The sequence below is a fragment of the Mesorhizobium sp. KR2-14 genome (genome assembly GCF_040049255.1).
In the GTDB taxonomy this organism is placed as follows: domain Bacteria; phylum Pseudomonadota; class Alphaproteobacteria; order Rhizobiales; family Rhizobiaceae; genus Pseudaminobacter.
On the sequence record NZ_JBDZDR010000006.1, the window covers coordinates 154737 to 176361 of the forward strand.

14 protein-coding genes are annotated in these 21625 nt (G+C 65.7%); 6 read left to right on the forward strand and 8 right to left on the reverse strand.

The window, feature by feature from the left end:
* The first annotated feature begins 30 nt into the window (after nucleotides 1-30).
* From ABLE86_RS16570 to ABLE86_RS16585, 4 genes are all read left to right on the forward strand, one after another.
* Nucleotides 31-3084 (forward strand): aminotransferase class III-fold pyridoxal phosphate-dependent enzyme, encoded by a 3054-nt coding sequence (locus ABLE86_RS16570; protein ID WP_348780072.1) that lies wholly within the window; start codon nucleotides 31-33, stop codon nucleotides 3082-3084.
* Between the two features lie 365 nt (nucleotides 3085-3449).
* The gene (locus ABLE86_RS16575) at nucleotides 3450-4484 is read left to right on the forward strand and encodes a methionine ABC transporter ATP-binding protein (RefSeq protein ID WP_348780179.1); all 1035 of its coding nucleotides are present in this window, start codon (nucleotides 3450-3452) and stop codon (nucleotides 4482-4484) included.
* Nucleotides 4474-5142 carry a methionine ABC transporter permease gene (locus tag ABLE86_RS16580; RefSeq protein WP_348780073.1) on the forward strand — a complete coding sequence of 223 codons (669 nt, stop codon included), beginning with the start codon at nucleotides 4474-4476 and terminating at the stop codon, nucleotides 5140-5142. Before ABLE86_RS16575 ends, ABLE86_RS16580 begins: the two co-directional genes overlap by 11 nt.
* Before the next feature lie 45 nt (nucleotides 5143-5187).
* On the forward strand, nucleotides 5188-5964 hold the full coding sequence (locus ABLE86_RS16585; RefSeq protein ID WP_348780074.1) for a MetQ/NlpA family ABC transporter substrate-binding protein: 777 nt from the start codon (nucleotides 5188-5190) through the stop codon (nucleotides 5962-5964).
* 108 nt (nucleotides 5965-6072) lie between these two features.
* Here ABLE86_RS16585 and zwf read toward each other — a convergent pair whose 3' ends face one another.
* The 4 genes from zwf to tkt form a co-directional block, all read right to left on the reverse strand.
* Nucleotides 6073-7590, reverse strand: coding sequence for a glucose-6-phosphate dehydrogenase (gene zwf, locus ABLE86_RS16590; RefSeq protein WP_348780180.1), 1518 nt, complete (start codon nucleotides 7588-7590; stop codon nucleotides 6073-6075).
* Between the two features lie 97 nt (nucleotides 7591-7687).
* Nucleotides 7688-8698, reverse strand: a complete 1011-nt coding sequence (gene gnd / locus ABLE86_RS16595; protein WP_348780075.1) for a phosphogluconate dehydrogenase (NAD(+)-dependent, decarboxylating) — start codon at nucleotides 8696-8698, stop codon at nucleotides 7688-7690.
* Between the two features lie 12 nt (nucleotides 8699-8710).
* Nucleotides 8711-11554, reverse strand: a complete 2844-nt coding sequence (locus tag ABLE86_RS16600; protein WP_348780076.1) for a bifunctional transaldolase/phosoglucose isomerase — start codon at nucleotides 11552-11554, stop codon at nucleotides 8711-8713.
* On the reverse strand, nucleotides 11547-13634 hold the full coding sequence (tkt, locus tag ABLE86_RS16605; protein WP_348780181.1) for a transketolase: 2088 nt from the start codon (nucleotides 13632-13634) through the stop codon (nucleotides 11547-11549). The genes ABLE86_RS16600 and tkt overlap by 8 nt, the downstream gene beginning before the upstream one ends.
* Nucleotides 13635-14522: 888 nt before the next feature.
* Here tkt and ABLE86_RS16610 point away from each other — a divergent pair.
* Complete coding sequence (locus tag ABLE86_RS16610; RefSeq protein WP_348780182.1) at nucleotides 14523-15149, forward strand: FMN-binding negative transcriptional regulator; 627 nt, start codon at nucleotides 14523-14525, stop codon at nucleotides 15147-15149.
* A 45-nt stretch (nucleotides 15150-15194) separates the two neighbouring features.
* Here ABLE86_RS16610 and ABLE86_RS16615 read toward each other — a convergent pair whose 3' ends face one another.
* Together ABLE86_RS16615 and cysK are read right to left on the reverse strand one after the other, a co-directional pair.
* Complete coding sequence (locus tag ABLE86_RS16615) at nucleotides 15195-16685, reverse strand: pyridoxal-dependent decarboxylase (RefSeq protein ID WP_348780077.1); 1491 nt, start codon at nucleotides 16683-16685, stop codon at nucleotides 15195-15197.
* A 16-nt stretch (nucleotides 16686-16701) separates the two neighbouring features.
* On the reverse strand, nucleotides 16702-17790 hold the full coding sequence (cysK, locus tag ABLE86_RS16620) for a cysteine synthase A (protein ID WP_348780078.1): 1089 nt from the start codon (nucleotides 17788-17790) through the stop codon (nucleotides 16702-16704).
* A gap of 133 nt (nucleotides 17791-17923) precedes the next feature.
* Between cysK and ABLE86_RS16625 the strand changes: the two genes are divergently transcribed.
* Nucleotides 17924-19936 (forward strand): transcriptional regulator, encoded by a 2013-nt coding sequence (locus ABLE86_RS16625; RefSeq protein ID WP_348780079.1) that lies wholly within the window; start codon nucleotides 17924-17926, stop codon nucleotides 19934-19936.
* An 85-nt stretch (nucleotides 19937-20021) separates the two neighbouring features.
* Here the strand turns inward: ABLE86_RS16625 and ABLE86_RS16630 are convergent, their stop codons facing one another.
* Entirely contained in the window at nucleotides 20022-20264 is a 243-nt protein-coding gene (locus tag ABLE86_RS16630) for a hypothetical protein (protein ID WP_348780080.1), read from the reverse strand.
* 147 nt (nucleotides 20265-20411) lie between these two features.
* The gene (locus ABLE86_RS16635) at nucleotides 20412-21512 is read right to left on the reverse strand and encodes a fatty acid desaturase (RefSeq protein WP_348780081.1); all 1101 of its coding nucleotides are present in this window, start codon (nucleotides 21510-21512) and stop codon (nucleotides 20412-20414) included.
* Nucleotides 21513-21625: the final 113 nt, after the last annotated feature.

Below are 21625 nucleotides of genomic sequence, written 5' to 3' on the forward strand. Positions count from 1 at the left end.
TCCGACATCCTCACTTTGATTCAGGCTTCCATGACCGATCTCGACCATCCGGCACCCGAATTTTCGCGCGAACAGGCCGGCCGGCTGGCCAGCGAGCACTTTGGCCTCGCGGGCGAGCTGAGCCGCCTCGACAGCGAACGCGACCAGAATTTCCGGCTCGTCTCAGATGCGGGGGAGTGGACGCTCAAGATCATCAACGCCAGCGAGCCCGCCGTCGAGAGCGAGTTCCAGGCCGCATTGCTCGAGCATCTCGGAGCGGTCGCGCCGCAGCTTGCCCTGCCGCGCCTGCGCAAGGCCGCTTCGGGTGCAGCACTTGCCACCGTCACCACGGCGGCAGGTACCCGCCACGCGCTGCGCATGGTCTCGTGGCTTCCCGGCAGCCCCCTGGCCGAAAGCGAGCGCACGTCCGAGGTGCTTCATTCGCTTGGCCGCATGCTCGGCCGCATGGACCGCGCCCTGCAGGGCTTCATCCATCCCGGCGCCCTGCGGGTGCTCGACTGGGACGTGCGCCGCGCCGACCAATCCCGCGCGCGGCTGCATCATGTCGCCGATGCCGCCGATCGGGCGCTGCTGGCGCGCTTCCTCGACCGGTTCGACGCGACCGTGGCGCCACGCTTGCCGGCGCTGCGCGCGCAGGTGATCCACAACGACGCCAACGACTGGAACGTGCTGGTGGATCCGCAGCAGCCCGGCGAGGTGGCGGGCGTGATCGATTTCGGCGACGCGCTGCACACGGTCGTCATCGCCGAGGTCGCCGTGGCCTGCGCCTATGCGATGCTCGACCAGGACGACCCGATTGGCGCTGCGGCAAGCATCGCAGCCGGCTTCCATGCCGAATATCCGCTGCGCGAGGAGGAGGTCGACCTGCTGTTCGACCTGATCGCCGCGCGGCTGGCGATCAGCGTCACGCTTTCGGCGCAGCGCCGGGAGCGGACTGCCGACAATCCCTACCTGGCGATCAGCGAGGCGCCGGCCTGGCGGCTGCTTCGGCGGCTGGACGCGATGAATCCGCGCTTCGCGACCGCAATCCTGCGCCAGGCCTGCGGCTTCGACGCAGCAGTCGGCGCAGGCGCGATCATCGATTGGATCGACCGCAATGCCAGGAATTTCGCGCCGATAGTCCGCCCGCACCCGGCCACGCTGGCCAAGGCGCTGGTGCCCTATGGCGAGGCGGATCATCCCATGACGGTGGCCTCCGCCGCGGCCGAGCCGCAAGCGGCCTCGGCGTGGTGGGACGCCCATGCGGCCGAACATGGCATAACGCTGGGCATCGGCCCCTGGGGCGAGGCGCGCACCGTCTATTCGGGCGACATGTTCCGTTCGCGCTTCGTGGAGGGCGAGCGGCGCATCCACCATCTCGGTCTCGACCTGTTCATGCCGGCCGGCACGAAGCTCCACACGCCGCTGGCCGCTGTGGTCAAAAGCGTCGAGATCGAAGAGGACCCGCTCGGCTATGGCGGGCTGGTGGCCTTGCTGCACGAGCCTGAAGGCTGCCCGCCCTTCGTCACCCTGTGGGGGCATCTTGCCCATGAAGCGGCGGCAAGGCTGAAGCCCGGCGACAGGCTGGAGGCGGGCGCGCTGGTGGGCGAAATGGGCAACCATGCCGAAAACGGCGGCTGGGCGCCGCACCTGCACCTGCAGATTTCGGCCGATCCGGAGCTTGCCGCACGCGACATACTGGGTGTGGGCGAGGCGCGCTATCTCGACGTCTGGCGCAGCCTGTTCCCCGATGCCGCAACACTCGCCGGCCTGCCGCCCGAGACATTCGCGCAGACGGGCCGCAGCCGCCCGGAAATCGTGGCTGCGCGCAAGGCCAGCCTGCTGCCCAACCTCTCCATCTCCTATTCCGAGCCGATCAAGTTCGTGCGCGGCGACGGCGCCTGGCTGATAGACGACCGCGGCCGCGCCTATCTCGACTGCTTCAACAATGTCTGCCATGTCGGCCATGCGCATCCGCATGTGGTCGAGGCGATCGCCACGCAAGCCGCCAGGCTAAACACCAACACGCGCTATCTGCACGATAACATCGTCGCCTATGCCGAGCGGCTGACGGCGACCTTGCCGCCGGAATTGTGCGTCGCTTCCTTCGCCTGTTCCGGCAGCGAGGCCAACAGCCTGATGCTGCGCATGGCGCGCAACCACACCGGCCGCGAAGAAGCGATCGTGCTCGACTGGGCCTATCACGGCACCACCCAGGAGCTGATCGATCTCAGCCCCTACAAGTACAAGCGCAAGGGCGGCAATGGCCGCATGCCGCATGTGTTCGAGGCGGCCATTCCCGACAGCTACCGCGCCCCGGCCGACTGGCCGGTCGAGGAGCACGCCAGGCGCTTTGCCGCGAGCGTGGCCGAGCAGATCGAGGCGATGCGCGGCCAGGGCCGCGCGCCGGCGCTGTTCCTTGCCGAATCCATCCCCAGCGTGGCCGGCCAGGTCTTCCTGCCGCAGGGCTATCTGAAGGAAGTCTACGCCATGGTGCGCGCGGCCGGCGGCCTGTGCGTGGCCGACGAGGTGCAGGTCGGCTTCGGCCGCGTCGGCAGCCACTGGTGGGCGTTCGAGACGCAAGGCGTGGTGCCCGACATCGTCACCATGGGCAAGCCGATCGGCAATGGCCATCCGATGGCAGCACTGGTGACGACGCGCGAGGTGGCGGCGTCGTTCAACAACGGCATGGAATATTTCAACACCTTCGGCGGCAATCCGGTGTCCTGCGCCGCCGGCCTGGCGGTGCTCGACGTCATCGAGCAGGGCGACCTGCGCCGCAACGCGGCGGAGATCGGCGCCTATCTGCTCGAACGCTTCCGCGACATGCAGGCACGCCATGAGGCCATCGGCGACGTGCGCGGCATGGGCCTGTTCCTCGGCATCGAACTGGTGGAGGACCGGCGCAGCAAGGTTCCTGCGACCGCGCTGGCCAAGAAGATCTGCGATGGCGTGCGTCGGCGCGGCGCGCTGATCGGCACCGAAGGGCCGCATGACAACGTGCTGAAGATGCGCCCGCCCATGATCTTCACGCGCGCCAATGCCGACCATCTGGTCGCGATCCTGGAGGAGACGTTCGAGGCGGTGTCGGCCGGCAGGGAATAATCGCACGTCAGCGATTTCGCGGTCCCCGTGGGCTGTTGCCCACGTCGGACCGCTGCGGCATCGCAACCCGCCCGATTTCGAGGCCTCCGAGAAAACATTTCCCCAATTTGTCGGTTTTGGAAATTTCATTCCTGTCAAATCCCGGCGCGGCGGGGCAATGGTGCATCCCATAGGAACCACCCCGACCAGACCAAGGGCGACAGCATGCTACGGAAAGTCACGGCTCAACGAATGTGCAGCGTCTTCGCATGACGCGGCGGCGATGCTATTCGCCATGGTGACCTGACTGAACCCTTGAGCTGAAAATGATACTCCCCACTGTCGCGGCCGATGCCGTCCGGCACGAGCCCGCGGAAGCCTCCCCCATGGTCACGTTCGAGCGCGTGACCAAACGCTTCGGCAATGACGCGAAATCCTTCACCGCGCTTGATGGCGTCGACATGGCCGTCGGCCGCGGCGAGATCACCGGCATCATCGGCCGCTCCGGCGCCGGCAAGTCCACCCTCGTCCGGCTCGTCAACGGGCTCGAAAAGGCAAGCTCGGGCCGGGTCGTCGTCGACGGCACCGAGGTCGGCGGGCTGACCGAGGCGGGGCTTCGCGGCCTGCGGCGGCAGGTCGGGATGATCTTCCAGCATTTCAACCTGCTGTCCTCGCGCACCGCATTCGACAATGTCGCGCTGCCGCTGGAGATTGCCGGTCTTGATCGCACCGCGATCAGGAAGAAGGTCGAGCCGCTTCTCGATCTCGTCGGCCTCGGCGACAAGGCGGCGCGATATCCGTCCGAACTGTCGGGCGGGCAGAAGCAGCGCGTCGGCATCGCCCGGGCGCTCGCCACGTCGCCGAAGCTGCTGCTCTCCGACGAGGCCACCTCGGCGCTCGACCCGGAAACGACGCAGTCGATCCTGGCGCTGCTGAAGCAGATCAATGCCGAACTCGGCCTGACGGTCCTGCTGATCACGCATGAGATGGAAGTGGTGAAGGCCATCGCCTCGCATGTCGCGGTCATCGACCGCGGCCGCATCGTCGAGCAGGGGCGCACATTCGACGTCTTCACCGCCCCGCAACACGAGACGACGAAGATCCTGCTGTCGTCCACGCTGGGCACCAGCCTGCCGGAATGGCTGCGCTCCGGCCTGAGGGCCGAGCCTTCCGCCGGCGACCGCATCCTCGTGCGGCTCACCTTCTTCGGCGCGACGGCCTTCCAGCCGCTCACGGCGCGGCTGGTCACCGAGATCGGCGGCGAGGTCAACATTCTCGCCGGGTCCATCGAGGAGATCGCCGGCGAGCCTTTCGGCACCCTCGTCGTCGCCTATCCGGCTGCGCCCGAGATTCTCGACCGCGCCAACCGCTTCTATGCCGCAACCGGCCTGTCCACGGAGGTGCTCGGCTATGTCGCCTGAAATGCTTTTCGGCCTGCTGTGGAAGTCGCTGCTGCAGACGCTGCACATGGTGGCCGTGTCCGGCCTGGTCGGGGCGCTGATCGGCCTGCCGATCGGCATCTTCCTGGCCACCAGCGGCAAGGACGAGCTTTTCCCGGCACCAAAGCTCAATTACGTGATCGGGCTTGTCGTCAACGCCGCGCGGTCAACGCCGTTCATCATCCTGGTCGTGGCAATCATCCCGTTCACCCGGCTTCTGACCGGCACTTCGATCGGCACCACGGCGGCCATCGTGCCGCTGACCATCGCCACCATTCCCTTCTTTGCCCGCCTGGTTGAAGCGGCGATCCGCGAGATCGACAAGGGGCTGATCGAGGCTGCCCGCGCCATGGGCGCGACGCCGATGCAGATCGTGTTCAAGGTGCTGCTGGCCGAGGCCCGGCCGGCCATCCTGCTTGCCTTCACCATGACCATCGTCAGCCTGATCGGCTATTCGGCCATGGTCGGCGCGGTCGGCGGCGGCGGTCTCGGCGATCTGGGCATCCGCTATGGCTATCAGCGCTTCATGCCGGAAGTGATGCTGGCCGTGGTGATCGTGCTGATCGTTCTCGTGCAGTTGGTCCAGAGCGCGGGCGATGCGCTTGCCCGCCGCTTCGACAAGCGCAACCGCAAGAGCTGATTTCAAACCCTCCCTCCCAAGTCGTGTAACATCAAGGAGATACACATGATGAAGTTCCTCGCCTCAGTGGCACTCGCCGCCCTCATCAGCGTTCCGGCGCTGGCCGAAGACATCAAGGTCGGCGTCACGCCGGGCGAGCACGCGCAGATCATGGAAAAGGTCAAGGAGATCGCCGCCACCAAGGGCCTCAACATCGAGATCATGGAATTCTCCGACTATGTGGTGCCCAACCAGGCGCTCGCCGACGGCGACCTCAACGCCAACTCCTTCCAGCACCAGCCCTATCTCGACAACCAGATCGCCGATCGCGGTTTCGATCTCGTCAGCATCGGCAAGACCATCACCACGCCGATGGGCGTCTATTCGAAGAAGGTGAAGAACCTCGGCGAACTCGCCGAAGGCGCCACCGTCGCCATCCCGAACGACCCGACCAATGGCGGCCGCGCGCTTCTGGTGCTGGCCAAGGAAGGCCTCATCAAGGTCAATCCGGAAGCCGGTCTGAAGGCGGGTCCCGCCGACGTCACCGAGAACCCGAAGAACATCCAGTTCTCCGAACTCGACGCCGCCCAGCTTCCCCGCTCGCTCGACGACGTCGATGCGGCGGTCATCAACACCAACTACGCGCTGGAAGCCGGCCTGCATCCGAAGACCGACGCCATCGCCATCGAAGGCCAGGAATCGCCCTACGCCAACGTGATCGTCGTGCGCAGCGCCGACAAGGATGCGCCGTGGGCCAAGACGCTTGTCGAATCCTATAACGACGACACCATCAAGGCCTTCATCAACGAAGAGTTCAAGGGCGCGCTGATCCCGTCCTGGTAAGCGGCCGCCGGGTTTTGGCCCGGTTGCAGAACTACGACGCCCGGCAGTGCCAGTGCCTGCCGGGCGTTTCCAAAAGGGCCCGCGACAACGGGCAGCCCCGCTCATCCTTCACGCCTTGCGGGCAGGTGATGACTTCACCGGCCGCCAGACGCAGTTCCCGTCACGCCTCAGCAATTCGTCAGCTGCCTTCGGCCCCTCATCGCCGGAATCGTAGTTCGGGAAATCGGGCTTCTGCGCCGCCCAGGCGTCGAGCACCGGCTGCACGATGCGCCATGTCTGCTCCACCGTGTCGGCCCGCACGAACAAGGTCTGGTCGCCGATCATGACGTCATAGATCAGCGTCTCGTATCCGACATTCGGCTCCTTCGGGAACCAGTCGTTGTAGCGGAAGTCCATCTTCACGGCGGCGAGATCCACCACCGGACCGGGGCACTTCACTTCGAACTGCAGCGAAATCCCCTCCTCTGGCGCGATGCTCAGCACCAGCCAGTTGGGGCGCAGCGAGGTGATCGGCGTGTCCTGGAACACCGCCGAGGGCGCCTGCTTGAAGCGCAGCGCGATTTCGGTGATCCGCTGCGGCATGTGCTTGCCCGTCCGCAGATAGAAAGGCACGCCGGCCCAGCGCCAGTTGTCGATCTCGAGCCGCATGGCGACATAGGTTTCGACGTTGGAGCCCGGCGCCACGTCCGGCTCGTCGCGATAGGCCCTCACCGGCTTGCTCAGCACCGTCCCGGCGCGATACTGGCCACGCACCGCCCATTCCGGACTGGCGGCCGGCATGGCGGCAAAGACCTCCGCCTTCTTGTCGCGGACCGACGCGGCGCCGAAGCCGGTCGGCGGTTCCATTGCCACCATCGAAAGCAGCGCGAAGACATGGTTCGGCACCATGTCGCGCAGCGCTCCGGTCTGCTCGTAGAATTTGCCCCGCCGCTCCACGCCCACCGTCTCGGCAACGGTGATCTGCACATGATCGATCCGGTCGCGGTTCCAGATCGGCTCGAACAGCCCATTGGCGAAGCGGAACGCCATGATGCTCTGCACCGTATCCTTGCCCAGGAAATGGTCGATCCGGTAGATCTGGTCCTCCGTCAGGGTGCGCAGGATGCGGGCGTTGAGTTCGCGTGCGGACTCCAGGTCATGGCCGAACGGCTTTTCGATAACCACGCGGCGCCAATGGGAACGCTTTCCCTCGCCAACTTCCTCGTCGGTGAGCCCTGCCTCGCCCAGCCGATCGACCACGGTCCCGAACAGCTGGCTGGCGACGGCGAGATAGAACATCGCGTTGCCCTGCGTGCCCTGGGAGCTTTCGGCCTCATCAAGCGAGGCGCGGACCTTCTGGTACACATCGGCCGTGGTCAGGTCGCCCTGGACATAGGACATCCTGTCGGCAAGCCGGGTCCAGGCTTCCTCGTCGATCCGGTCTATCTCGAACCCGGCATCGGCATTGCCGACGAAGCTCTTGAGCATGTCGAGCAGATGCGCACGCCAGCTTTCAGCGGTTCCCTGCGCCCTGTCCACGCCGATCAGCGCGAAGTGCTGCGGCAGCAGGCCGGTGCGGGAGAGATTGTACAGCGCCGGCACCATCAGGCGCTTGGTGAGGTCGCCGCTGGCCCCGAAGATCACCATGGCGCATGGGTCTGCGGGTTTCGGCGAGCGGCGCGGCCCGGCTTCGACCGCAAATGCGGGCGCGCTTTCCGGCGCCGGCCGGTGGTTGGCCACGCCCCTACTCCGCCGCGCGAGGTTCGGGGTCGATGGGCTCGGCGCCCTCGACATGCCCGCCGAAACCGAATCGCATGGCCGAGAGCAGCTTCTCTCCGAAAGTGTGCTTCTCCCGCGAGCGGAAGCGGGCAAACAGCGCGGCGCTGAGCACGCTGGCCGGCACCGCTTCCTCGATGGCTGCATCCAGCGTCCAGCGGCCCTCGCCGGAATCCTGGACATAGCCGGAGAACTTGCCAAGTTGAGGATCCTTCGCCAGCGCCGCCGCACTGAGATCCAGGAGCCACGAGGAAATCACGCTGCCGCGCCGCCAGACCTCGGCGATATCTGCCACGTTCAGCTCGTAGCGTTCGTCCTCCGGCAGGTCGGCCGAATCCTTGCCGCGCAATATGTCGAAACCTTCGGCATAGGCCTGCATCAGGCCGTATTCGATGCCGTTATGCACCATCTTGACGAAATGCCCGGCGCCGCAGGGACCGGCATGGATATAGCCGCGCTCGGCGCGGCTATCGCGCTCGCCGCGCCCGGGGGTGCGCGGAATGTCGCCCAGGCCCGGGGCCAGCGCCGAGAAGATCGGATCGAGATGATCCACGGCCTCCTTCGGGCCGCCGATCATCATGCAATAGCCGCGATCGATGCCCCAGATGCCGCCGGAGGTGCCGCAGTCGACATACTGGATATGCTTGCTCGCCAGCTGCTTCGCACGGCGGATGTCGTCCTTGTAGAACGAGTTGCCGCCGTCGACCACGATGTCGCCGGCCCCCAGCAGACCGCCCAGCGCGGTCACCGTCTCCTCCGTGATCTGGCCGGCGGGCAGCATGAGCCAGACCGCGCGCGGCCTCTCCTTCAGTGCCTGCACCAGTTCCGGCAGCGAGCCCGCGGCGGTCGCCCCTTCCCTCGCCAGCGCCTCGCGCGGCTGAGCATTGGTGTCGAACACCACGCAGCGATGCCCCGCCCGCATGAGGCGGCGCGAAATGTTGCCGCCCATGCGGCCAAGTCCCACTACGCCGATCTGCATCCGTCTCGCTCCTTATCTGAGCGCCGACTCCATTGCGTGCTTCAGTTCCGCCAGCCCGGTGTCGACGTCTTTCAGGTGAACGCGCAATGCGCGGCGGCCGCGCTCCACCATCGCCTCGAGGTCGCCCCGCGCCTGGGCGGCCTTCACAACGCCGAAGCTGTAGGCATGGCCGGGCACCTCGATGTCGGCGGGATCGTCGCAGGTGATCTGCAGGAACACGCCGGAATTCGGCCCGCCCTTGTAGGCCTGGCCGGTGGAATGCTGGAACCGCGGACCGAAGCCGAGGCAGGTGGCGGCGTGGGTCCTGTCGCGAATGCGCGTGCGCATCGCCGTCAATGCCTGCTTGTGTGCTTCGTTGCGCTGCATGTAGGCCAGCAGCGCGATGTAGTCGCCGGCCTTCGCGCCCGAGCGCGCCCGCCGGAAGTGGCTGCGCAGATAGCCGGACAGCGTCCGGTGCGTGCCGATTTCCCTGGCGTCGCGCGGGTCGGCATAGATGGCCACACCGTTCTGGCGGAACACAGGCTCCTGCTCCGGCAGACGGTGTGATTTCTCGTAGGCCGCGGTTAGCTCGCTCGTCTTCTTCTTGCTCGACTCCACGTCCGGCTGGTCGAACGGGTCGATGCCGATGATCGCGCCGGCCACGGCGGTCGCGACCTCCCAGCGGAAGAACTCCTGGGCGACATGCCAGCGATCCTTCAGCCTGATGCGCACGACGGGATGGCCCGCCCGCTCCAGCGCCCTCATCATCTCGCGCTGGGCCGGATCGGCCTGCGCCTCCAGTTCGATATGCACGAAGAAGCGATCGCGCCCATAACGCCGCGGCTCGGCCAGGGGCTCGTCGGCCACCGGGATCAGCCCACGGTCGTGCTTGCCGGTGCTCTCCGCCAGAAGCTGCTCCAGCCAGGCGCCGAGACCGTCGATCTGAGGTGACGCGATGATGGTCACCTTGTCGCGCCCGAAGCGGGTGGCGGCGACGCCCATGGCGATGCCCAGCCGTGCGCCTGGGTTCTCCGCCGGCGGCACGTCGGCACCGCAAGCCCGCTCCATGTGCAACGCCGTCTCGAGCAGGCGCCTGATGTCGAGACCCATCGCGGCTGCCGGCACCAGCCCGAACTTCGACAGCACCGAATAGCGCCCGCCGATGGAGGTCACGCCGTGGAAGATGTGGGCGAAATTCATGCGCCTGGCGCGACGTTCCAGAGGCGAACGCGGGTCGGTCACGGCGACGAAGTGCTCGCCCGCCCTGTCCATGCCGCGAAGCGCCGCGACGCGGTCGAGGAAATAATCGAGGAAGATGTTGGGCTCCAGCGTGCTGCCGGACTTGGACGAGACGATGAACAGCGTTTTCCCGAGATCGATCGCGCGCTCCACCGCCTTGATCTGCGCGGGGTCGGTGCTGTCGAGCATGTGGAAGCGCGGCCAGCCGGGCTGCGGCCCGAATGTCTGGGCAAGAACCTCCGGCCCAAGGCTCGAGCCGCCCATGCCCAGCAGAACGACGTCGCTGAACCCGCGCCGCTTCACCCCGTCCGCGAAATCCTGCAGCCGCTTGATGCCTGCCAGTTCGCGCTCGGCGACATGCAGCCAGCCGACCCATCGGTCCTCGTCGGTATTGTCCCACAGCGACTTGTCGCCGGCCCAGAGCTTGCGCATGCGCCCGGACTTGCGCCACTTTTCGGTCTCCTCCCGCAAGGCGGCAGTCATCTCTGCCGAACCCGCCGTGATCTCCAGGCTTGGCGTGTCGCCCTCCAGAAGCATGCGACGACGGCGTGCGATGGTGCCAAACAGCTTGTCGAAGGAATCGGCGAACTGCTGGACGCCGTCCTTGACCAGTTCCGACGTGACCTCGTCCAGCGAAATGCCGAGCGCCTCCAGCCTGGCGAGCATTGCGCGGGCGCCGGCAACGTCCTGCTCGATGGCGTCGGGCGTCACCTTGCCGTGGTCGCGGAAGGCGGTCATGGTCGCGGGCGGGATGGTGTCCACCGTATCGCGGCCCACGAGCGCTTCGACATACATGGTGTCCGGATAGGCCGGGTTCTTGGTGCTGGTCGACGCCCAGAGCAGGCGTTGCGTCATGGCCCCGGCCGAAGCCAGGCGGCGCCAGCGCTCTTCGGCAAAAATCGACTTGTAGAGGGAATAGGCGAGCTTGGCGTTGGCGATTGCCACCTTGCCGTGCAGGCGCTGAGCCGCTTCCTTGTCCGCCAGCCCGTCCAGCCGCTTGTCCACCGCGGTGTCGATGCGGCTGACGAAGAAGCTGGCGACCGAACCTATCCTGGAAATATCGCCACCGGCGCGCTGCAGGTCCTCGAGCCCCGAAATATAGGCCTCGGCCACCTGCTCATAGACCTTCACCGAAAACAGCAGGGTGATGTTGATGTTCAGGCCCCTGCCGGTCAGGGTCCGGATGGCCGGAATGCCCGCCGGGGTCGCCGGCACCTTGATCATCAGGTTGGGGCGGTTCACCGCCGCCCACAGCCGCATGGCTTCCTCGATGGTCGCCTCGGTGTCATTGGCAAGGTAGGGCGAGCACTCCAGACTGATATAGCCGTCCCGGCCCCGCGTCTGGTCGTAGACCGGGCGCAGCACATCCGCGCCGGCGCGTATGTCGGCCACCGCCAGATGCTCGTAGATGGCGGAAACGCTGTGGTCGGAATTGGCCAGGAACCGCTTGAGCGAGTCGGCATATTCGTCGGTTTCGCCGATCGCCTTCTCGAAGATGGTGGGATTGGAGGTGACGCCCTTCAGCCCGTCCTTCCGGATGAGCGCTGCCAGCTTGCCTTTGTCGATCAGGCTGCGTTTCATGTAGTCCAGCCATGGCGACTGGCCGCAAGCTTCGAGTTGGATGAGCGGGTTATTCATGGTCTCTGTCTCCTCGGCCCTCCATCTGCTCCCTGGCGGCGGCAAGCACCTCGTCGGGCGTGAAGCCGAACTTCTTGAGCAAGTCCTTTAGCGGCGCCGAAGACCCGAATGTGTGCATGCCGATCTTGGTCCCTGTTTCGCCGACATAGCGGTCCCAGCCGATCTTGGAGCCCGCCTCCACCGACACGCGCGCCTTGACGTCGGGCGGCAGCACGCTGTCGCGGTAGGCCTGATCCTGCTGCTCGAAGAGTTCCCATGACGGCATGCTGACGACGCGCGCCGCAACGCCCTCCTGCCTCAGCTTTTCGTAGGCCTGGATGCAGAGCGCGACCTCGCTGCCCGTGCCCATGAGGATCACGTCCGGCTTGCCCTTCCCGGCGTCTGCCATGACATAGGCGCCGCGCGCGACGCCCTTGGCCGAGGCGTAGCGGGTACGGTCGAAAGTCGGCACCGCCTGACGGGTCAGCACGAGGCTGGCGGGCTGATGCTTCTGCGCGATAATGACGCGCCAGGCCTCGACGACCTCGTTGGCGTCGGCCGGCCGCAGCGTGATCAGGCCGGGAATGCTGCGCAAGGCGACGAGTTGCTCGATCGGCTGATGCGTCGGGCCATCCTGGCCGACGCCGATCGAGTCATGCGTGAAAATGAAGATCACCGGCAGCTGCATGAGCGCGCTCAGCCGGATCGGCGGCTTCATGTAGTCGGAAAAGATGAGGAAGGTGGATCCGTAGGGACGCAGCTTGCACTGCGCCAGCCCGTTGAGCACCGCGCCCATGACATGCTCGCGAATGCCGAAGTGGAAGTTGCGGCCGCCATATTCGTGCGCCTCGAAGTCTCCCGCCTGTTCGAATTTGAGAAGCGTCTTGGTGGATGGCGCGAGGTCGGCCGAGCCGCCGATCAGCCAGGGATAGCGCGGCGCGATGGCGTTGAGCGCCTTGCCCGAAGAGTCGCGGGTGGCGAGACCCTTGGCATCGGCCGGAAAGACGGGGAGGTCGGCGTCCCACCCCTCGGGAAGCTTGCGCTTCTGCATCCGGTCGAGCTCGTCGGCCAGCTGCGGATAGTGTTCGCGATACGCCTTGAACCTCTCCTGCCACGCCTTGCGGAGCTCCTTGCCCCGCCTGCCGATGCCGGCGCGGAAATGCTCGCGCACGCCGTCTGGCACCAGGAAATGGGCGTCCTCCGGCCAGCCATAGGTTCGCTTGGCGAGACGCATCTCTTCCACGCCGAGCGGCTCGCCATGGGCGGCGGCGGTGTCCTGCTTGTGCGGGGCGCCGTAGCCGATATGGCTTTCCAGGATGATCAGCGTAGGCACGTCCTTGGTGTGCCGGAACGCCTCGAGCGCCTGGGCGATGCGCTCCGTGTCGTTGGCGTCTCCCACCCGGCGCACGTTCCAGCCATAGGCGAGGAAGCGCGCCGCCACGTCTTCGGTGAAGGCGAGGTCGGTGTGGCCCTCGATCGTCACCCGGTTGCTGTCATAGATCCAGCACAGGTTTCCCAGCATCAGGTGCCCCGCCAGCGAGGCGGCCTCGCTGGAGACGCCTTCCATCATGTCGCCGTCGCCGCAGACCGTGTAGACGTCGTAGTCGAACATGGTGAAGTCGGGCCGGTTGAAATGCTTTGCCAGCCAGTCCCCCGCGATCGCCATGCCCACGCTGTTGGCGCAGCCCTGCCCCAGCGGGCCCGTCGTGGTCTCGACGCCCGTGGTCAGGTGATATTCGGGATGTCCGGGACACTTGCTGCCGATCTCGCGAAACCGCTCGATGTCCTCGAGCGAAACCGAGGGCCGGCCGAGCTCTTCATATTCCGCATCCACGGCCTTCACGCCGGTCAGGAACAGCATCGAATAGAGCAGCATCGAGGCATGCCCGTTGGAGAGCACGAAGCGGTCGCGGTTCGGCCAGATCGGGTCTTGCGGATCGAAGCGCAGGAAGTGCTGCCAGATCGTGTAGACCAGCGGCGCCAGGGCCATCGGCGTGCCGGGATGACCGGAATTGGCCTGCTGCACGGCATCCATCGACAATGTGCGGATGGTGTTGATGCAAAGCAGTTCGATGGACCTGGCGCTCGGCTCGCCTTCCATCGCCAGGTTTGGAGCCCCAGTGCCCGCGCCTGCCCGGCGGCCTCTTTTCGCGCTCGGCTGAGCTACACCGGTTTGGGCGTGAATAGGATCCATCCTCGGGTCTCCTCCGCCATGTGAAGCTTGGATTGGTTGGAGTTTGATCCAACGTAGGCGGCCAACGGGCTCGCGGTGATGTTCAGTTAAAACTAGGGGAGCCGCCCGGCGCGGAAAGGTGGCCAGCGCCCGATATTGCCGGCAGAGCGATCTTGCAGCTTTGAGACGGCCGGCAGCCGCTCGCCGAAGCGCGGATGCGACAGATGAAGTTCCGAACGCCCGGCGGTGCTATCGGCCGAGGCAGATTTGCCCATGCGCGCCGAAGAAGCAAATGCCACCGGAGCGCCTAGGGGCGCCACGCACACGGTCCAGGAACCGCGAATTGACCCAGCCATCGCGGGTGCGCCGGGACTCGACATGACACCAGCGGCGCGAGGAGGCACATCGGGTAACGTTCACTCTCTCCCCGCTGCGCAGACGCCCGACGACACGGTACTTGGGGCCGGGTCCGGAGCGGACATCGACACTGCGTGTAACGACTGCCCGGGCCGCCTCGGCGGGCACCACCGGCAGGACCATCGTTGTTGCTGCAAGGGCAGCCAGGATTGCCATTTGCTTCCCGTTCATGACTTGCCTCCGGTCGCGTCCATGGTTGACCCGGAAAAATAGGCCAGGACCGGCTCAAGGCCAGCCGCCGCCAACACTCTGCCTCGGCCGGCTGGACGGGAGCTTCGCGCCATGTAGCGCCAAGACAGGCAGATGCGCCGCTCGAAGTGGCCCAACGAAACCCTCCGAAACTGGCTGCATCTTTTGTGGCGGTTGACTGGAATGATGCGTTCAAATCAAGGAGCGCAAATGTATACCCCGCCTGCCTTCGCTGTGACCGACGCGGCCGAACTTTACGGAATGATCCGGCAATGTCCGCTCGCAAGCTTCATCACCGCAACGCCAGAGGGCCCGATGGCCACTCCGCTGCCGATGCTTCTCGATGCGAATGAGGGAGAAAGCGGCGTCCTCTACGCGCATCTCGCGCGGCCGAACCCGCAGTGGCAGGCTGATGTCATCGGTCATGGGCTGGCGGTTTTCATGGGCCCGGACGCCTATGTCTCGCCTTCCTGGTACGCATCCAAGGCTGAACATGGAAAGGTGGTCCCCACCTGGAATTACATGGCCGTGCAAGCAAGCGGACCAGTCGAATTCTTCAGTGATGCCGAACGGCTGCTCGACGTCGTAACCCGCCTCACCAATCTTCATGAGGGCACCCGCCAGGCGCCCTGGGCGGTAACCGACGCGCCGCAAGCTTATGTCACCGCTCAACTGCGCGGCATCGTCGGTGTGCGCATGCCGATCGTGTCCCTGGAGGGGAAGCGCAAGATGAGCCAGAACCGGCCCGAGGCCGATCGCAGGGGCGTCAAGCAGGGGCTTGCCGCCAGCAGCCATGAAAGCGACCGTGTCGTTTCGGACCTGATCCCGATCGAGTGAGCAGTGCGAAGAGCATGGCCGTTCCACTGCGCTTAGCCGGTGAAGTCATGCTGATATCTCCCTTCCAATCCGCAGCACTTCCGAGACGAGCAAGGTGAGGTCATCCAGCCGCGTGCGGTGGTTGCAGATCGCTGCGCGCAGGCAATGCCGCCCGCCTATCGTCGTGTCGGACAGCGCCGCCACGCCGGTTTCCTGCAGGCGCAGCATGATCTCGACATTGATCTGCTTCAGTTTTTCCTCGTCCTGGCCCTCGGCTGCGTAGCGGAAGCAGACGATGTTGATCTCCGGTTCGGTGACCAGTTCCAGGGGCGGATGCGATCGGACGAGATCCGCGAGGAAGGCGGCCTGGGCGACGTTCCGGTCGATCAATCGGCCGAATTTCGCAACGCCGTGTTCCATCAGGGCCATCCAGACCTTCAGCGCTCCGAAACCGCGACTGGTCTGCAGGCCGAACTCGTAGAGCCATTGGCCGGAAGCGATGCCGCGCGACATGCCCTGGAGATATTCGGGCGATACCGCGAAGGTCTGCCGGTGTTTCATGTGGTCCCTGACGAGCGCGCAACCGACCTCGAATGGAGCGTGCAGCCACTTGTGCGGGTCGAGGGCGACGGAATCGGCGCATTCCATGCCCTTTACGCGCCAGGCATTGTCGGGCGCGATCGCCAGCAGGGCGCCGATGCATCCGTCCACATGGAACCAGAGGCCCTCCTCGGCGGCGATCTCGGCAAGTGCCGCCAGATCGTCCACCGCTCCCGAATTGACCGTACCGGCCGTGCCGATGATGCAAGCGGGCTTCCAGCCACGCTCCCGGTCCTCGGCAACGGCCGTGCGAAGGGCCGCGATGTCGATCCGGTAGCGGGTGTCGGTCGCAATCCTGCGCAGCGCCTTGTTGCCGAGGCCCAGCGTCTCGACAGCCTTGCGATGGCAGGAATGGACCTGGTCGGACGCGTAGAAGCGCAAGGGCCGGTCCAGCGCGGCAAGGCCCTCTTCACGCAGGTCGATCCCGGCCATGGCGTTGCGGGCGACCGTCAGGCCGATGAGGTTCGCCATCGAACCGCCGCTGACCAGCGTTCCGCTGGCCGTGGCGGGAAAGCCGATCATGTCCCGCAGCCAGCCCACGACCTGCTGGTCGACGAGGGCGGCGGCATGGCTGCCGCCCCCGAGGTTGGAGCCCTGGATCGCGGCAATAAAGTCGCCCAGGGCACCGGTGAAGTTGCTGGAGCCCATGTACCAGGACCAGAACCGGGGATGGGTATTGCCCATCGGATAGGAAAGCACATTGTCCCGCACCAGCCTGTACACGTCCTCCACCGGCAGTGGCCCGTCGGGAGGCGGAGCCCGGAACGTGGCTTCCACTTTCTCGGGCATGGGCCGCCACACTGGCCGCTCGCGCACCCGGGCGACGTGCTCTACCGCATCGTCCACGATCCGGTGTGCCAGTGCCGCAAGGGAGCCCCAGTCTGGAGGGTCGAGGCTTTCCCCCCGGTCGAGCAATCCCTCGGCCGGGCCTGGCAGTTTCAAGGGGTGAGCCTGCATCACACTCTCTCCCGATCTATTCGGCGGCGAGCTGGAAGCCGGGGGTGGAGCGCGAGAGCTCCATTTCCTCGGCGTCCATCTCTGCCGGGATCGTCTCGAAAAGCGGGGTCGACAGGTAGCGCTCGCCCGTGTCGGGAAGCATGCACAGGATGACCGAGCCCGCCGGCGCACGTTCCGCGATCTGGCGTGCGACGGCGAAACTCGCGCCGCCCGACACACCCGTGAAGATGCCTTCCTTCTGCGCAAGAGCCCTCGCCCATTCCATCGCCTTGGGCCCGGCAATCGGCATCACCTCGTCACAGTAGTGCTCGTCGATCGCCTCCTGCATGACATCGGGTATGAAATCCGGTGTCCAGCCCTGGATCGGGTGCGGCTCGAAGGCGGGGTGGCTCGCGGCCGGCGCCCCGTCGGCGCCCCGCTCCTGCACCTGGCCGCTGGCGATCAGCTGGGCGTTGGCCGGTTCGCTGAGCACGATCTTCGTTTCCGGTCGTTCTCGGCGAAGCACGCGCGAGACGCCCACGATGGTGCCGCCGGTGCCGTAGCCGGTGACGAAGTAATCCAGGCGAGACCCCGCGAAGTCGTTGACGATTTCCCGGCCGGTCGTCGCTTCATGGATGGCGGCATTTGCCTTGGTCTCGAACTGGCGCGCGAGGAACCAGCCGTTCCTCTCGGCGAGTTCCACCGCCTTGCGGTACATGCCGAAGCCTTTTTCGGCGCGCGGCGTCAGCACCACCTTGGCGCCCAGCATGCGCATCAGCCTGCGCCGCTCGATGGAGAAGCTGTCGGCCATGGTGACGACGAGCGGGTAGCCCTTCTGCGCGCAGACCATGGCGAGCCCGATCCCGGTGTTGCCGCTGGTCGCCTCGACCACGGTCTGGCCGGGCTTCAGCGCGCCGCTGCGCTCGGCCTGCTCGATTATGGCAACCGCCAGCCTGTCCTTCACGGACGAGGCCGGATTGAAGAATTCCGCCTTGACGTAGATCGTGGCATTCTCGACGCCGAGATTGTTGATGCGGATCGCCGGCGTGTCGCCGATCGTCTCCAGTACGCTGTTGAAGAGCCGTCCGCGGCCTTTCGTGGTTCTCAGTCCTGTATCTGTGAGCATGTGATCCTCGCTGTGCAAAGCGCCCGGTCCATGTCCTGTTTGCCCGGGCAAGAAGCTTCCGGATGTCAGTCTGGGTGAGGAATGCTAAAGTACCCGCCAGCTGTCCGGCGTGTGAGCCGGCGTGGGAACGCGCATGGAAACGGACGTCCACGACGTGCCTGATTCAATGCAGGAGCTTGAACTGCGCCTCCTTGGGCCGGTGCAGGTGTCGCGCGGGGGTGTCCCGTTGCCGCTTCCCGCGTCGCGCAAGGTCCGCGCGTTGCTGGCTTATCTGGCCGTCGCGAGGGGGCCAGTATCCCGCGAGAAGCTTTGCGACCTGCTCTGGGATGGGCCGAGCGACCCGCGTGGCGAACTGCGATGGTGCCTGAGCAGGCTGCGCGTCGTGCTGGACACAAATGACCGCAGGCGGGTGAGCGCGGTTGACGACCGTATCTCGGTCGATCTCGACGGCTGCGATGTCGACGCGTTGCGTCTGCTGGAGGCGGTGCGGGGCGGTCTCGACAGGCTCGACCTGCAGGAGTTGGTGGCAATCGCATCGCGATGCGACGGCGATTTCCTCGAGGGTATCGTCATCCACAACTCTCCCGCGTTCGAGCACTGGCTCGGCGGCCGCAGATCCGAGTTTCGCTCTTGCCAGTTGGAGATAGTTGCGGAAATCGGGCGCAGGACGCCCGTGGGCAGCGCGGAGGGTTTGCCGGCCGCGCGCCGGTGGATCGATCTTGCCGGGCTGGACACCGGCGCAAACATCCGCTTCCTCTCGGAACTGCTGCACAGGCGGATGCTGGACGAATGCAACCGGCATCTCGCTACGGCCGCCAGGCTGTTTGCGGATGAGGGGCTGGATTTCGCGCCGGTGCGCGCTGCATGGGAGCAACTCAGGCGCGCCGCTGCGCAGCCGGCGGTGGTGGCGGCCTCGGAACCGGTTCGGGAAGCTGCGCAGGCCATTCATCCAGCCGCGTCCCGCCGCGCCTCCATCGCCGTCATGCCCTTCCGCGAACTGGGTGCAGGACCGCAGGGACGGCACGGTCTCGGCTCGGCCGTGACACATGACGTCATCAGCCGGTTGGCGCGGTTGCGCAGCCTTTTCGTGATCGCCCGCGGTTCGGTGTTTGCGGTTGCCGAGGAGGGGCTGGGACTGCCGGAAATCGGCCGCCGGCTTGGCGTCGACTACGTGGCGACCGGTTTCATGGAACAGCACGGTCACGGCGTCTGCGTTATCGTGGAAGTCGCAGAAGCGCCTACCGCGCGCATCATCTGGACAGGGGAGTTCGAAGCGCGCTCTGCCGAGCGCCTGGCCATTCTCGATGAGATCGGCGACGGGATCGTGTCCTCGATTGCGGCCGAGATCGAGAACGAGGAACGGAACCGCGCGATCCTGAAGCCGCCGGATTCGCTGGACGCCTGGGAAGCTTACCATCGCGGCCTCTGGCACATGTATCGTTTCACCCCTGAGGAGAACACGCGCGCAGCCGAGTTCTTCCGCCTGTCGACACGCCTTGACCCCACCTTTTCGCGCGCCCATGCCGGCCTGTCCTTCACCCACTGGCAAAGGGCCTTCCAGCGCTGGAACGACCGCGAAGCCGAAACCCGGAATGCGTTGGAGACAGCCGGGCAAAGCCTGCTTGTCGACGATCAGAACCCCGCGGCGCACTGGTCCATGGGGCGCGCGCTCTGGCTCTGCGGAGACCACGACGAGGCGGTGCGCGAGCTGGAACAATCCGTCCGCCTCAGCCCGAACTTCGCGCTCGGCCACTATGCGCTGGCCTTCGTCCACTCGCAGTCCGGCGATCCGGCAGCAGCGATTGCGTCGTCGGATCATTCGCGGCTACTCAGCCCATGCGACCCGCTGCTCTTCGGCATGCTGGGCTCCCGGGCGCTGGCGCTGGTCAGCCTCGGCGCCTTCGAGGAGGCCGCGCAGTGGGGCGTGAAGGCGGCGGCGAGGCCGAACGCCCATGTCCACATCGTCGCCATAGCCGCCCTTTGCCTTGCGCTCGCCGGGCGCATCGAAGATGCCCGGAACTACGCGTCCCGGATTCGTCTCCAGAGTTCGGGCTACCGGATCGACAACTTCCTCGACACTTTCCGGTTCGCTCCCGACATCAGCGCGCGCTACCGCAAGGCGGCCGCCTTGATCGGGATGAGCTGAGCGAACGGGCTGATGGGCCCGTCGGCAGCTCACTCGCTGACGAGGACCGCTGCTGGCCGTTACCAGCTATGCGGGCCGGCTACAGCTATTGGAAACTCCAGAACATCGCATCCGGGTAGCTCGGCTTCTCAGGGCGCCGATCCGCTGGGGTCTTGACGAGATTTGCTGGTTTCACGAGCGATCCCGTCGGCGCATTGTCCAGGGTGGGACGTTCGGTAACATCCGATTCCGCCTTCGGGAAAAGGACGTCCATGAGCGTTTCCGCATTCGCCTGTCGAGACAAGCCGAACATTGACATGACGAGGATTGCAGCGAGCACAGCTTTCATTTTCAATCTCCATTTACTGGAGGATCGTAATGCGGGGCTCGCCACCGACAATGTGTGCCAAATGGAACTTCGTGGAGTTCTCTGGATTTTCCGGGAAGAATACTGGCGGAAATTGAGACTCGGGGCGGGTATATTTGCCCCCGGTCCCTATGATCTCGCCTCCGCGAAAGAGACGAGGCGGCGGCGCTTTTCGTCCCATAGCGCGAGATTGATGCAGGCCAGGCTCTTGCCGAATGTGAGCTTGACGCTCTCGCTTGCCGCGCGCAACTCTGCGCTGTCATTGAAGCACGCCTGCAATCGATAGAACGGAACGCGGCTGCAGAGATGATGGATGTGGTGCAGGCCGATCGAGCCGGTGAGCCACTGGGCGGCGCGAGGCAACACATACCAGGAGCTGCCGCCAAACGCGGCGACATGCAAATCCCACGCGTCGCCCTTGTCCCAGCGCGTCTCCTCGAACTGGTGCTGGATGTAGAACAGCCAGCCGCCGGCCCATGCGCCCATGACCACCACCGGCAACACCGCAAGCATGGCCGCCCAGCCCGACAGGAAGACCAGCGCGCCATAGAAGGCAACCAGCGCCAGATTGAGCCCGCCCGCGCTGCGCCATGCGTCAGCGCGCGGTATGGCTTCGTTGTATGGAAGCCGATGCACTATGAGAAAATAGAGCGGAACACCGAGAACGATGAGGACCGCCGGATTGCGGTAGATGCGATACATCAGCCGTTGCCGGGCGTTCATCGCCTCGTATTCGGCGACCGTCCTGGTTGTGATGTCGCCGATGCCGCGCTTGTCGAGGTTCCCCGAAGAGCCGTGGTGGACCGCATGGGCCTTCTGCCAAAGCGTGTAGGGGGTAAAGGTAAGCACGCTAAGCGCGCGCCCGATCAAGCGGTTCGCCAGGCGCGAACTGGTGAAGGAGCCATGGCCGCAATCGTGCTGGATCGCGAAGAGCCGGACCAGAAATCCCGCGCACACCGGTGCGAGCAGCGCCACCAGGGCCCACCGCCAGCCGCCCAGCAACGGCTCGGCGTGGGCGGCCAGCCAGACCAGTGCTGCGCCGATCGTGAAGAAGGGGACGAGCGTGAGGGCCAACTCGACCGTCGCGCGGCCGTTGTCGGGATCGCGAAAGCGCTGGCAATGTGACATCAGCCGACGAACGAGTGCCTTTTCGGCGGCATCATCGACTACGGGAGAGACTCCGTCTGCAGGAATCCGACCGCCCTCGCTGGACGGCATCAGCTGGTTCATTCGGGCTTTGACCTTCTTGTTATCGATTGGCGCACGTGTCGCGCCGTCTGTCATTAAGGCGTAGCCGATGCAATGGCTAGTAAAACCGCTGTGGCAAATTGGCTTCGACCTCG

Coding starts and splice junctions, on each gene's coding strand:
- ABLE86_RS16570 (WP_348780072.1), top strand. CDS start 31: ATGACCGATCTCGACCATCCGGCACCCGAATTTTCGCGCGAACAGGCC.
- ABLE86_RS16575 (WP_348780179.1), top strand. CDS start 3,450: ATGGTCACGTTCGAGCGCGTGACCAAACGCTTCGGCAATGACGCGAAA.
- ABLE86_RS16580 (WP_348780073.1), top strand. CDS start 4,474: ATGTCGCCTGAAATGCTTTTCGGCCTGCTGTGGAAGTCGCTGCTGCAG.
- ABLE86_RS16585 (WP_348780074.1), top strand. CDS start 5,188: ATGATGAAGTTCCTCGCCTCAGTGGCACTCGCCGCCCTCATCAGCGTT.
- zwf (WP_348780180.1), bottom strand. CDS start 7,590: ATGGTGATCTTCGGGGCCAGCGGCGACCTCACCAAGCGCCTGATGGTG.
- gnd (WP_348780075.1), bottom strand. CDS start 8,698: ATGCAGATCGGCGTAGTGGGACTTGGCCGCATGGGCGGCAACATTTCG.
- ABLE86_RS16600 (WP_348780076.1), bottom strand. CDS start 11,554: ATGAATAACCCGCTCATCCAACTCGAAGCTTGCGGCCAGTCGCCATGG.
- tkt (WP_348780181.1), bottom strand. CDS start 13,634: ATGGAAGGCGAGCCGAGCGCCAGGTCCATCGAACTGCTTTGCATCAAC.
- ABLE86_RS16610 (WP_348780182.1), top strand. CDS start 14,523: ATGTATACCCCGCCTGCCTTCGCTGTGACCGACGCGGCCGAACTTTAC.
- ABLE86_RS16615 (WP_348780077.1), bottom strand. CDS start 16,685: ATGCAGGCTCACCCCTTGAAACTGCCAGGCCCGGCCGAGGGATTGCTC.
- cysK (WP_348780078.1), bottom strand. CDS start 17,790: ATGCTCACAGATACAGGACTGAGAACCACGAAAGGCCGCGGACGGCTC.
- ABLE86_RS16625 (WP_348780079.1), top strand. CDS start 17,924: ATGGAAACGGACGTCCACGACGTGCCTGATTCAATGCAGGAGCTTGAA.
- ABLE86_RS16630 (WP_348780080.1), bottom strand. CDS start 20,264: ATGAAAGCTGTGCTCGCTGCAATCCTCGTCATGTCAATGTTCGGCTTG.
- ABLE86_RS16635 (WP_348780081.1), bottom strand. CDS start 21,512: ATGAACCAGCTGATGCCGTCCAGCGAGGGCGGTCGGATTCCTGCAGAC.